The organism is Faunimonas pinastri (assembly GCF_900110915.1).
Lineage (GTDB): Bacteria > Pseudomonadota > Alphaproteobacteria > Rhizobiales > Afifellaceae > Faunimonas > Faunimonas pinastri.
In genome coordinates this window covers 88,244-100,619 of the sequence record NZ_FOFG01000005.1, presented here as the reverse complement: position 1 = coordinate 100,619, position 12,376 = coordinate 88,244, and the positions used below count along the sequence as shown (strand labels likewise).

Annotated in this window: 13 protein-coding genes; 10 read left to right on the top strand and 3 right to left on the bottom strand. The window is 65.7% G+C overall.

Features of this window, described 5'->3' with window-relative positions; translation table 11 throughout:
* The first annotated feature begins 3 nt into the window (after window positions 1-3).
* The 6 genes from BMY25_RS08640 to BMY25_RS08615 all read left to right on the top strand — a co-directional run bounded on the left by BMY25_RS08640 (window position 4) and on the right by BMY25_RS08615 (window position 3,764).
* Window positions 4-327 (top strand): phosphoribosyl-ATP diphosphatase, encoded by a 324-nt coding sequence (locus tag BMY25_RS08640; protein WP_092496242.1) that lies wholly within the window; start codon window positions 4-6, stop codon window positions 325-327.
* 45 nt (window positions 328-372) lie between these two features.
* Window positions 373-1,332, top strand: coding sequence for a type I pantothenate kinase (coaA, locus tag BMY25_RS08635; RefSeq protein ID WP_092496241.1), 960 nt, complete (start codon window positions 373-375; stop codon window positions 1,330-1,332).
* 15 nt (window positions 1,333-1,347) lie between these two features.
* A complete protein-coding gene (gene pyrF / locus BMY25_RS08630; protein ID WP_092496240.1) occupies window positions 1,348-2,061 on the top strand; it encodes an orotidine-5'-phosphate decarboxylase in 714 nt (237 codons plus the stop codon).
* An 11-nt stretch (window positions 2,062-2,072) separates the two neighbouring features.
* A complete protein-coding gene (locus BMY25_RS08625; protein ID WP_092496239.1) occupies window positions 2,073-2,381 on the top strand; it encodes a DUF1330 domain-containing protein in 309 nt (102 codons plus the stop codon).
* 1 nt (window position 2,382) lies between these two features.
* Window positions 2,383-3,153 carry a molybdopterin-synthase adenylyltransferase MoeB gene (locus BMY25_RS08620; protein WP_092496364.1) on the top strand — a complete coding sequence of 257 codons (771 nt, stop codon included), beginning with the start codon at window positions 2,383-2,385 and terminating at the stop codon, window positions 3,151-3,153.
* A gap of 80 nt (window positions 3,154-3,233) precedes the next feature.
* On the top strand, window positions 3,234-3,764 hold the full coding sequence (locus BMY25_RS08615; RefSeq protein ID WP_092496238.1) for an SH3 domain-containing protein: 531 nt from the start codon (window positions 3,234-3,236) through the stop codon (window positions 3,762-3,764).
* 60 nt (window positions 3,765-3,824) lie between these two features.
* Here the strand turns inward: BMY25_RS08615 and irrA are convergent, their stop codons facing one another.
* A complete protein-coding gene (gene irrA / locus BMY25_RS08610) occupies window positions 3,825-4,283 on the bottom strand; it encodes an iron response transcriptional regulator IrrA (RefSeq protein WP_092496237.1) in 459 nt (152 codons plus the stop codon).
* 184 nt (window positions 4,284-4,467) lie between these two features.
* Between irrA and fabA the strand changes: the two genes are divergently transcribed.
* From fabA to BMY25_RS08590, 4 genes are all read left to right on the top strand, one after another.
* A complete protein-coding gene (gene fabA, locus BMY25_RS08605; protein ID WP_092496236.1) occupies window positions 4,468-4,974 on the top strand; it encodes a 3-hydroxyacyl-[acyl-carrier-protein] dehydratase FabA in 507 nt (168 codons plus the stop codon).
* Window positions 4,975-5,026: 52 nt separating this feature from the next.
* A complete protein-coding gene (gene fabB, locus BMY25_RS08600) occupies window positions 5,027-6,253 on the top strand; it encodes a beta-ketoacyl-ACP synthase I (RefSeq protein WP_092496235.1) in 1,227 nt (408 codons plus the stop codon).
* Between the two features lie 9 nt (window positions 6,254-6,262).
* Entirely contained in the window at window positions 6,263-7,093 is an 831-nt protein-coding gene (gene fabI, locus BMY25_RS08595; RefSeq protein ID WP_092496234.1) for an enoyl-ACP reductase FabI, read from the top strand.
* 269 nt (window positions 7,094-7,362) lie between these two features.
* Window positions 7,363-9,246: a putative bifunctional diguanylate cyclase/phosphodiesterase gene (locus BMY25_RS08590; RefSeq protein WP_177176790.1), complete on the top strand. Its 1,884-nt coding sequence runs from the start codon at window positions 7,363-7,365 to the stop codon at window positions 9,244-9,246.
* Window positions 9,247-9,811: 565 nt separating this feature from the next.
* Here the strand turns inward: BMY25_RS08590 and pnp are convergent.
* Both pnp and rpsO read right to left on the bottom strand, forming a co-directional pair.
* On the bottom strand, window positions 9,812-11,941 hold the full coding sequence (gene pnp, locus BMY25_RS08585) for a polyribonucleotide nucleotidyltransferase (RefSeq protein ID WP_092496232.1): 2,130 nt from the start codon (window positions 11,939-11,941) through the stop codon (window positions 9,812-9,814).
* A gap of 161 nt (window positions 11,942-12,102) precedes the next feature.
* A complete protein-coding gene (gene rpsO, locus BMY25_RS08580) occupies window positions 12,103-12,372 on the bottom strand; it encodes a 30S ribosomal protein S15 (RefSeq protein ID WP_092496231.1) in 270 nt (89 codons plus the stop codon).
* Window positions 12,373-12,376 lie beyond the last annotated feature (4 nt).

Here is a 12,376-nt window from a genome sequence, read left to right as displayed (position 1 = left end):
TCAATGACCGACTTCACGCTGGAAGACCTGGCCGACACCATCGCGCTGCGCGCTCGCTCCGAAGATCCCTCGTCCTATACGGCGAAGCTCTTCCGCAAGGGCCCGGCGAAATGCGCGCAGAAGCTCGGCGAGGAAGCCGTCGAGGCGGCGATCGCCGCCGTGCAGGGCGACCGCGCCGGCCTCGTGGGCGAGGCGGCCGACCTCCTCTATCATCTCCTCGTGGTGCTGGAAGTGTCCGGCGTCAGCCTCGACGAGGTGAAGCAAGAGCTCGGGCGCCGCACGCAGCAGACGGGGCTGGAAGAAAAAGCGGCGAGAAACCCCGCATGAGGATGCCGTGATGATGGTGGCCCCGAGAAGCGTGGGAGTCCGGGCATGATGGATCAGATCGCCCGGGGCTCGCTGTCGCCCTACCGATTCTTCGCGCTGGAGGACTGGGCCAAGCTCCGGGCCGACACCCCGATGACGCTTTCGGCCGAGGACGTGCGGGCGCTGAAATCGCTCAACGATCCGATTTCCCTGGCGGAGGTGGAGCAGGTGTTCCTGCCGCTGTCGCGCCTGCTGAGCTTCTACGTGGAGGCGATGCAGGGCCTCTTCGACGTGACGCGGCGCTTCCTCAACACCGACGAGGGCCGCAAGACGCCCTTCGTCATCGGCATCGGCGGCTCCGTCGCCGTGGGCAAGTCCACGACCGCGCGCATCCTGCGCGAACTCCTGAAGCGCTGGCCTTCCGCGCCGCAGGTGGAACTCGTCACGACCGATGGCTTCCTGTTTCCGAACGCGGTGCTGGAAGCGGAAGGGTTGATGGGCCGCAAGGGCTTCCCGGAAAGCTACGACGTCGGGACGCTCCTGAACTTCCTGTCCGACATCAAGGCGGGCAGGGAGCGGGTGACAGCGCCGGTCTATTCGCACATGGAATACGACATCGTCCCGGGCGCGGTGCAGGAGATCGGCCAGCCGGATATCCTGATCCTGGAGGGGCTCAACGTCCTGCAGACCCGCGATCTTCCGTCCGCCGGCAAGATCATCCCCTTCGTCTCCGACTACTTCGACTTCTCGATCTATATCGACGCCGACGAGGATGCGATCCGGCACTGGTATATCGATCGCTTCATGCGGCTGCGCGAAACGCGGTTCCGCGACCCCAAATCCTACTTCCACAAATATGCGGAAGTCGGCGAGCCCGAGGCGCACGAGATCGCCCGCGATCTGTGGGAGCGGATCAATCTCGTCAACCTGCACCAGAACATCCTGCCGACGCGCCCCCGAGCGGACCTGATCCTGCGCAAGGGGGAAGACCACGCGGTGGTCGAAGTCGCGCTGCGGCGCCTCTAATCCCGGAGACCAGCCTTGCCTTCGCCCTTCACTCCCCGCACCGCGCGCGACCGGACCATCGTCGCGCTCGACCTGCCGACCCCGCGCGCCGCCTCCGATCTGGTTGACCGGCTCGGCGATGCCGTGAGCTTCTACAAGGTCGGCATGCAGCTGGTCTTTGCCGGCGGCCTGCCGCTGGTGCAGGAACTCGTCGGGCGCGGCAAGCAGGTCTTTCTCGACATGAAGCTGCTCGACATCGACAACACGGTGGCGGGCGGCGTGAACAGCATCGCGGGCCTCGGCGCGACCTTCACCACGATCCACGCCTATCCCAAGGCGATGCGGGCCGCCGTCGAGGCGCGCCCGGCCGGCAGCGTCGGCCTGCTCGCCGTTACCGTGCTCACCTCCATGAGCGATTCCGACCTGCGCGATGTCGGCTATTCCGCCCCTGCCGCCGAACTCGTCGCGCGCCGGGCCGAGGATGCGCTCGCCGCCGGCATGGACGGGATCGTCTGCTCCGGCGAGGAAGCGGCCGTCGTCCGCAAGATTGTCGGTCCTGACATGATGATCGTCACGCCCGGCATTCGCCCGGCCGGCGGTGCCGCCGGCGACCAGCGCCGGGTCATGACGCCCGCCGCCGCGATTTCCGCCGGCGCGGATTACCTTGTGGTCGGGCGTCCGATCACGGCTGCCGCCGATCCGGTGGCCGCCGCCAACGCAATCGTCGCCGAAATCGAACAGGCGCTTTGAGGGAGAAAACAATGGCGAAGGGCTACTGGATCGTCCGCATGGACGTCACCGACCCCGAAATCTACGGCAAGTACGTCGCGGCGAATGCCGAGCCGTTCGCGCGCTACGGCGCCCGATTTCTGGTGCGCGGCGGCAGCTTCGAAGCGCCGGAGGGCACCGCCCGCAGCCGCAACGTGGTGATCGAGTTCGACAGCTACGAGACGGCGCTCGCCTGCTTCCACGATGAAGCCTACCAGGCGGCGAAGGCGATCCGCGATCCTGTCGCGACCGGCGAGGTGGTGATCATCAGCGGCTATGAAGGCCCGCAGCCGGGCGCCTGAGATGAGCGGCGCGCCGGGCACTCCCTTCAGTTCCGACGAAGTCGGCCGCTATGCCCGCCACCTCGTGCTGCCGGAGGTGGGCGGCGCGGGTCAGCAGCGCTTCCGGGGCGCGCGCGTTCTGGTGATCGGCGCGGGAGGGCTCGGCTCGCCGGTCGCTCTTTACCTTGCCGCGGCGGGGATCGGCACGCTCGGGCTCGTCGACGACGACGAGGTGAGCCTGTCCAACCTGCAGCGGCAGGTGCTGCATGACACGGCCGCGATCGGCTCGCTGAAGGTCGAAAGCGCCCGCGACGCGCTCGCTCGGTTGAACCCGCATGTGCGGGTGGAGATCCATCCCGTGCGGGTGACCGGCGACAATGCCCGCGCGCTGATCGGCGGCTACGACGTGGTGGTCGACGGCTCCGATAATTTCGCGACCCGCTATCTCGTGGCGGATGTTGCGGCCGAAATGGGAAAGCCGCTGGTGACCGGCGCAGTCGGCCGTTTCGACGGCTCCGTGACGACGCTGCTGCCGTTCGAGGGCGACAATCCCTCCTATCGCGATCTCTTTCCGGAGAAGCCGCCGGAAGGGCTGGTGCCGAGCTGCGCGGAGGCCGGCATTCTGGGCGCGGTCACCGGCGTCATCGGCTCGCTGCAGGCGCTGGAAGTCCTGAAGGTGGTAGGCGGCTTCGGCGAGCCGCTGGTGGGGCGGATCCTGCTTTACGACGCCCTGTCGCAGCGGTTCGACGAGATCCGCTACCGGAAAAAGCGCGCCGAATTCACCTCGCGGTAACCATGAGCGGAGCATCCTAAGCCTGAGAGGCGCTGCCGCGCGAGACCGTGTGCGGCTGGCGACCATTCAGGAGAACACTCATGTCGATCGCCCGGTTTCCGGTGAAGGCGCTCGCCCTTGGCGCCGTCCTGCTGGCCTCCTGCTGCGGGATCGCCTCGGCGGCCGCACCCAGCAAGGACGCCAGCGGCCTTCCCGTTCCGCGCTTCGTCAGCCTGAAGTCCAATCACGTCAATATCCGCAAGGGGCCGGGGCAGGACTATCCCATCGCCTTCATCTTCGTGCGCGCGGGGCTGCCGGTCGAGATCGTCCAGGAGTTCGGCAACTGGCGGAAGATCCGCGATTCTGAAGGCGACGAGGGCTGGGTGCTGCACAGCCTGCTCTCCGGCCGGCGCACCGCTCTGGTGACGCCGTGGCAGAAGGACGGGACCATGGCGCTCCATCGCACGGCCAGCGATGCCGACCAGGTCGTGGCCTATCTGGAGCCCAGCGTGATGACCGTGGTCGACAAATGTTCGGGCAGCTGGTGCCTTGTCGACGGGACGGGTTTCCGCGGCTGGATCGAGCAGGAACGGCTCTGGGGCGTTTATCCCCAGGAGAAGGTCGACGAATAAGGAGCCCGCAGGCCCCCGATGCAAAACCGATGAAGATGCCGCCGAAGGGCCGCCGGCGACTTAGCCGCGCGGCTCTTTCTTCTTGCGCACGCGAACGACCACCTCGACGGATGTGACTTCCATGCCTTCCGGGGCGGCCGGGATCTGGTCGAAATGCACGTCCCCATGCATGTCGATCAGCTTGTGCTCGCCTTCCACGAAGAAGTGATGGTGGTCGGAGATATTGGTGTCGAAGTAGGTGCGGCCACCATCGATCACGACTTCGCGCAGGAGACCGGCCTCGGTGAACTGATGCAGCGTGTTGTAGATCGTGGCGACGGAAACGCGCACCGATTCCGCCAGCGCTTCCTCGTGAAGGCCTTCCGCCGAGATATGCCGGTCGCCCTTGGCGAAGAGGATGCGCCCGAGTGCCACCCGCTGACGCGTCGGCCGCAGCCCGGCGTCCCGCAGCTTGGCCACGATGTCGCCGCTGGTTTCCGCGCCGCTTTCCGGCTGCCATGAAGTCACGTCGTGATGCATTCCGATTTCACTCAGTCTGCCGCTCGGAATTGAACAAGTTTTTCTTATATGACGATTATGGCGCGATGCACAACCGCATGGCGCTTCCGTTTGCCGCGGCCTGGCATTTCCCGCGCGGCATCCCTGTGTTAGGACGACGCGAAACATGATGACGAAAAGCCCCGGGGAGGGCAGAAGCGAGCTTATGACCGAGCGCCAGACGCGATACGAATACGAGGATCTGCTGGCCTGCGCCCGCGGCGAGCTCTTCGGCGAAGGCAATGCCCAGCTGCCGCTGCCGCCCATGCTGATGTTCGATCGGATCTCCGAAATCTCCGAAACGGGCGGCGAGCACGGCAAGGGCTTCATCCAGGCCGATCTCGCGATCCGCCCGGACCTCTGGTTCTTCGCCTGCCATTTCAAGGGCGATCCGGTCATGCCGGGCTGTCTCGGCCTCGACGCCATGTGGCAGATGCTGGGCTTCTTCCTGGGCTGGCTCGGTGGCAAGGGGCGCGGCCGTGCGCTCGCCGTCGGCGAGGTCAAGTTCTCCGGCATGGTGCTGCCCACCGTGAAGCAGGTGCAGTACGGCATCGACCTGAAGCGCGTCGTACGCTCGCGGCTGGTGCTCGGCATCGGCGACGGCTGGCTCAAGGCGGATGGCGAGGTCATCTACCGGGCGAACGACCTGAAGGTCGGCCTTTTCCAGACTTGAACGAAGGATGGGGCTCCGCGCCCTCGTCACCGATGTATAGAAGGAGTTCGCCATGAGGCGGGTCGTCGTCACCGGCATGGGCATCGTTTCGTCCATCGGGAACAACACGCAGGAGGTGCTGGCGAGCCTCCGGGAAGCGCGCTCGGGCATCGTCTTCGCCGAGGACTACAAGAAGCACGGCTTCCGCTCGCAGGTGCATGGCGCGCCGACGCTGGATCCCGCCGAAGTTCTCGACCGCCGCGCGCTCCGCTTCCATGGCGGCGGCACGGCTTGGAACCAGGTGGCGATGGAGCAGGCGATCCGCGACGCCGGGCTGGAAGAGCGCGAGATCTCCAACGAGCGCACGGGCATCATCATGGGCTCCGGCGGCCCTTCCACCCGCGCCATCGTCGAGGCCGCGGACAAGACCCGCGAATCCGGCTCCACCAAGAAGGTCGGCCCCTTCGCCGTGCCCAAGGCGATGTGCTCCACCGCCTCCGCCACGCTGGCGACCTGGTTCAAGATCAAGGGCGTCAATTATTCCATCTCCTCGGCCTGCGCGACGTCCAATCATTGCACCGGCAACGCCTACGAGATGATCCAGTACGGCAAGCAGGACGTGATGTTCGCCGGCGGCTGCGAGGAACTGGACTGGACGCTGTCGGAGCTTTTCGACGGCATGGGCGCCATGTCCTCCAAGTTCAACGACACGCCGCAAAAGGCGTCCCGCGCCTATGACGCCAACCGCGACGGCTTCGTCATCAGCGGCGGCGCCGGCGTGCTGGTCCTGGAAGAGCTGGAGCATGCCAAGGCGCGCGGCGCGCGCATCTACGGCGAAGTGACCGGCTACGGCGTCACCTCCGATGGCAGCGACATGGTCGCGCCGAGCGGCGAGGGCGCGGCGCGCTGCATGCGCCAGGCCCTTTCCACGGTGAAAGGCAAGGTCGACTACATCAACCCGCACGCCACCTCCACGCCGATCGGCGACCTCAAGGAGATCGAGGCGATCCGGGAAGTCTTCGGCAACGAAGACAAGTGCCCTCCGATCGCGGCGACCAAGTCGCTCACCGGTCACTCGCAGGGCGCCACCGGCGTGCACGAATCCATCTACTCGCTCCTGATGCTGAACAACGGCTTCATCTGCGAGAGCGCGAATATCGAGGAACTGGACCCGCTCTTCGAGGACATGCCGATCGTCCGCGAGCGGCGCGACAATCAGGAACTCGACTGCGTGCTTTCCAACTCCTTCGGCTTTGGCGGCACCAACGCCACGCTGGTCTTCCAGCGCCACGATTCCTGAGGTCACAGAATGACGAAGTTGCTGGAGGGCAAGCGTGGCCTGGTGATGGGAGTGGCGAACGACCACTCGATCGCCTGGGGCATCGCCAGGGCTGCCGCGGAGCAGGGCGCCGAGATCGCCTTCACCTATCAGGGCGATGGCTTCGGCCGGCGCGTCGAGCCGCTGGCCAAGTCCATCGGGTCGGACCTGCTGCTCCCCTGCGACGTGGAGGATGCCGCATCGGTGAAGGCCGTGTTCGAGCGGATCGGCGAGAGCTGGGGCAAGCTCGATTTCGTGGTCCATGCGATCGCCTTCTCCGACAAGACGGAGTTGAAGGGACGATACGCCGATACGTCGCGTGACAACTTCGTCCGCACGATGGTGATCTCCTGTTATTCCTTCACTGAGGTGGCGAGGCATGCCGCGCCGCTGATGACCGATGGCGGCTCGCTCTTGACGCTGACCTATGCCGGCTCCCAGCGGGTCATGCCGAACTACAACGTGATGGGTGTCGCCAAGGCGGCGCTGGAAGCCTCCACCCGTTATCTGGCGGCCGATTACGGCGAACTCGGCATCCGGGTGAACGCGATCTCGGCCGGTCCGGTGCGGACGCTGGCCGGCACGGGCGTCTCCGACGCGCGGCTGATGTTCAACTATCACCGCGATAATGCCCCGCTTCGCCGTTCGGTGACGATCGAGGACGTGGGCGGTGCCGGGGTGTACCTCGTCAGCGACCTCTCACGGGCGGTAACCGGTGAGATCCATTATGTGGATTCTGGTTACCACATCATCTCCATGCCGCGGCTTCAGGCGCTGAAGGCCCAGGAGACGCCCGCGCGATCGTCTCTCGCGGCCGAGTAACCTCGGCATTCCGCGTTCTTCGCAGGCGTTCGTTTCAGCGCGTCGGACCCCTCCGACGCGCTTTTCTCTTCCGATTTGATCGAAATTGATCTGAACTGACGGCAATCCGCGGCTTTGTGGTCCGATGCCAAGGGAATTTCTGCAAATTCGCTTGATTTCATTCATCAATGCATAAGACCCTGCTCGCTATCTTGGGTTTATCGGGCTGTACGTTGAAAAGCCCCATGGGAAGGGCACCTGTGGCTGGACGTCTGAACAGGCGAATTGCGTTGCTTGCCAAGATCGCGGCCGTTCTGGCCGTGACGGCGATCGCGGCCGGCCTGATCGGCAACAGCGGCATCACGGCGGGACTGAAGCACAACGCGCTGATGAACTCGGCGCTGTGGGCGCGCTCCGCCGAGCGGCTGGGGCTCACCGGCGAGAACGGCGGCCCGGCTCCGGATGTCCAGGGCCTGAGCGACCTGATGAACGCCACCTCCGCGGATGCCGTGGTGCTTCTCGACGAGCGTGGGCCGATCCGCGCGCTGGCGCCCGGCGCGGCGGACGGAACCCGTCGCTTCAAGGTCGACGTGCCGGAGTGGAAGTCTCGCGATCCGTCCACGCAGGCCTATAGCGCGGGCCACCTCAGCCCCTTCTTCACCTCCGACTTCCGAACCTGGGTGGTGCTGCCCGAACTTCAGGCATCGAACGGCCGCCGGGTGGCGATCCGCATCGACCAGTCGGACGAAGCCTCGTCGCTGGTCCACTTCTATGAGCGGCAGATCCTTTATCTCCTCAGCGTGGCGGCGATCACCTTCTGCTCCTTCATGGCCGGTTATACCTACCGCTCGCGCAAGCTGGCGCTGGAAGACATGCACATCCGCCATCTCGCGACACATGACGGGCTGACGGGACTGCCCAACCGTAAGCAGTTCCTGGAACATCTGCAGGAGGCGGTCGCCCTTTCCAACCAGGGCGGCACCAAGACGGCGCTGTTCCTGCTCGATCTCGACGGCTTCAAGGCGGTCAACGACACGCTGGGCCATCCGATCGGCGACGAGCTGCTCCGGGCAGCCTCGCAGCGGCTCAAGCAGTCGCTGCGGGCGCAGGACATGCTGGCGCGTCTTTCTGGCGACGAGTTCGCCATCGTCCTGTCCGACGTCACTGCGTTCGGCGTGCTGCCTCCCTTCGCCGAGCGCGTGCTCCAGCTCCTGCACACGCCGTTCCGTATCCAGGGACATGACGTGACGGTCGGCTGTTCCATCGGCCTCGCTGTGGCGCCGGACAATGCTGACGATAGCGAAAAGCTGATCCGCAACGCCGATTTTGCCCTCTACCGCGCGAAGAGCGAGGGCCGCGGCTCCTGGCGGTTCTTCGATCCCAAGATGGAAGAGGACCTCGCCAGCCGCCGAATGCTGGAAGACGGGCTGCGCCATGCGCTGGAGAACGATCTTTTCCAGGTGCTCTACCAGCCGCAGATCGATCTCGCGAGCGGGCGTGCCGTAGGCTACGAGGCGATGCTGCGCTGGGCCCTGCCCGGCAAGGGCCTGATACCGGCCGGCGTCTTCGTTTCGCTGGCGGAAGAGACGGGCCTCGTCGTGCCCATCGGCGAATGGGTTATCCGGCAGGTTGCGCGCGATGCGGCTCGCCTTCCCCGCGATCGGCGGATTGCCATCAACATCTCCGCTACCCAGCTGCGCCGCGAGAACATCGAGCGCGTGCTGATGCAGACGCTGGCCGACGAGAAGCTGGAGAGCTCCCGCATCGAGATCGAGGTGAACGAGGGTGTGCTCGGCCGCGACGAGGAGATGATCTTCGCCCGTCTGATGCGGCTGCGCGAGAAGGGCTTCACGATCGTGATGGATTCCTTCGGTGTGGGCGCCATGAGCCTGGGATTGCTGGCGCGCTTCACCTTCGACAAGGTCAAGATCGACCGGGCGCTGATCTGGGATACCGGTGCCGGCAAGAACGCCCATGCGGTGCTGACCGCCATCTGCGATGTCTGCCGGTCGTTGGGCGTGCGGGTCGCCGGGCAGGGCGTCGAGACGTACGAGCACACGCAGGTCCTGCGCAGCGTCGGCTGCGCGGAGGCGCAGGGCTTCTATTTCGCCCCGCCGATGACGATCGACGAGATCCTGCAGCAGGAAGACGGGCAGCTCCAGGCCATCGCCTGAGGCTCGACGAGCCGCTCGCCGGGCGCGTCATCGGTCGGTGCGCTGACGCCCAGCCCGGTCCAAGCTAGCCGGATCCACCGCAGCGTGGCCCTGCCGGAAGCGGCTCATTCGCCCCCTTCGACTACCCATTCCGCCACCGAGTGCTCGCCCATTCTGACGTCGCCCCGTGCCGCGATCAGTCCCGGCGAGCGTTTCCCCTGAGCTGCCCTCCATGGGGCGGTGATCGGTGATTGGGTGCAACCAGTTGAAACAAGTGGCCGGATGTTGCCTCTTCGCACCGCCACGGCGCCGCGATCGGGGCGTCGTTCCCGTCTGCAGTCTACGGGCGCCATGGCTTTCCCGGCACGCCGGACGGGAGTGCGCCAAGCCATGCGGGATGAGCAGAAGCGCGCCTGAATACGTCAATCGGGACGGCTCCCGATAGGTCCCACCCTGAGAAACCACGATACTGAGCGCACCCGCCCGGGTCGGGAACGCGCCTGTCGCATCGCAACTATCCCCGGACATAGGGGCAAAGAAAAAGGGCGCCCGAGGGCGCCCTTCTTGTTCCTTGCTGCCGGAGCGATCAGGCGGCGGCTTCGCCGCCTTCGATCTCCTTGCCGGTCGTCTGGTCGACGATCTTCATGGAGAGGCGGACCTTGCCGCGCTCGTCGAAGCCGACGAGCTTGACCCAGACCTTGTCGCCTTCCTTGACGACTTCGGTGGTCTTCTCCGGGCGCTTCTCGCTGGTGAGCTGCGAGATGTGCACGAGGCCGTCACGCGAACCGAAGAAGTTCACGAAGGCGCCGAAGTCGACCGTCTTGACGACGGTGCCCTGGTAGATCGCACCGACCTCCGGCTCGGCGGCGATGCCGTTGATCCAGCGGATGGCCGCGCGGATCGACTCGCCGTCGGCGGAGGCGATCTTCACCGTGCCGTCGTCCTCGATATTGACCTTGGCGCCGGTCTTTTCCACGATTTCGCGGATGACCTTGCCGCCCGAGCCGATCACTTCACGGATCTTGTCGACGGGGATCTTGATGACTTCGATGCGCGGCGCATGCTCGCCGAGCTCCGGACGGGCGCCGCTCAGCGCCTTTGCCATCTCGCCGAGGATGTGGATACGGCCGCCCTTGGCCTGATCCAGCGCGGTGCGCATGATCTCTTCGGTGATGCCGTTGATCTTGATGTCCATCTGCAGCGCAGTGACACCGTTCTCCGTGCCGGCCACCTTGAAGTCCATGTCGCCGAGGTGATCCTCGTCGCCCAGGATGTCGGAGAGCACGGCGAAGCGCTCGCCTTCCTTGATGAGGCCCATCGCGATGCCCGCGACTGGCGACTTCAGCGGAACGCCCGCGTCCATCAGCGACAGCGAGGTGCCGCAGACGGTCGCCATGGAGGACGAGCCGTTGGACTCGGTGATCTCGGAGACGGCGCGCAGCGTATAGGGGAACTCGTGCGGGGCCGGGAGCATCGGATGGACCGCGCGCCAGGCAAGCTTGCCATGGCCGATCTCGCGACGACCGGGCGAACCCATGCGGCCGGTCTCGCCGACCGAGTAGGGCGGAAAGTTGTAGTGCAGCATGAAGCGCTCCTTATAGGTGCCCTCCAGGCTGTCGATCATCTGCTCGTCCTCGCCGGTGCCGAGGGTCGCGACCACGAGGGCCTGCGTCTCGCCGCGGGTGAAGAGGGCGGAGCCATGCGCGCGCGGCAGAATGCCGACTTCCGCGACGATCGGGCGGACGGTGACGAGGTCGCGGCCGTCGATGCGGCTGCCGTCGTCGAGGATGCGACCGCGGACGATTTCGCTTTCGAGCTTCTTGAAGAGCTCGGAGACGACCTGCGGGGCTGCGGGCGTCTCGGCACCTTCACCGGAAAGCGCGCTCTTGACCTTGGCCTTCGCGGCGTCGATCGCTTCGCGGCGTTCGGCCTTGGCGGTGATGGAATAGGCGCTGCCGAGATCGGCGGCGGCGATTTCCTTCACACGGGCGAACAGGGCCGAGTGGTCCTCGGGATTGTGGGCGCGGGGTTCCTTGGCGGCGCGCTCGGCCAGCTTGATGATCGCTTCGATCACCGGCTGGAAGCCCTTGTGGCCGAACATCACGGCGCCGAGCATGATATCCTCGGCGAGCTCGTCGGCTTCCGATTCAACCATCAGGACGGCGTCGCCCGTACCGGCGACGACGAGGTCCAGCTTGGATTCCTTGATGTCGTCCACCGACGGGTTCAACACGTAGCTGCCGTTGATGTAGCCGACGCGGGCGCCACCGATCGGACCCATGAAGGGCACGCCGGACAGCGTCAGGGCGGCGGAGGAGGCGACCATCGCGACGATGTCGGGATCGTTCTCCAGGTCATGCGACAGGACGGTGATGACGACCTGCGTCTCGTTCTTGTACCCATCGGCGAAGAGCGGGCGGATGGGACGGTCGATCAGGCGGGAGACCAGGGTCTCCTTTTCCGAAGGACGGCCCTCGCGCTTGAAGAAGCCGCCCGGGATGCGACCGGCGGCGTAGGCCTTTTCCTGGTAGTTGACGGTCAGGGGGAAGAAGTCCTGGCCCGGCTTGGCCTCCCGGGCGGAGACCACGGTGGCGAGCACGGTGGTTTCGCCATAGGTGGCGAGGACGGCGCCGTCGGCCTGGCGGGCGATCTTGCCCGACTCCAGGACGAGCTTGCGTCCGGCCCAGTCGATTTCTACGCGTTGTACATCGAACATGGATATTCCTTAGGTTCGGGTTTCGAAACGAAAGGAGCCATGCGCAAGACGACGGGGCGCTTCCGTCGGCCTCTGGGCCCGACCTGAAGCGTCCGGCAATCCTGCCATGGCTGGTCCTTCCGTCATGCGAAAACGGCGGCCCGAGAGCCGCCGCATTGTCCTTAGCGGCGCAGCCCGAGGCGGCCGATAATAGACTGATAGCGCGCTTCGTCCTTGGCCTTCACGTAATCGAGAAGGCGACGGCGCTGGGACACGAGCTTCAGCAGGCCACGGCGGGAATGGTTGTCCTTCGTGTGGTGCTTGAAGTGCTCGGTCAGATTGGAAATACGCTCTGACAGCACCGCGATCTGAACTTCCGGAGAGCCGGTGTCGGTCGCGTTGGTGGCGTATTCCTTGATGAGTTCCTGCTTGCGTTCAGCGGCAATCGACATCGGT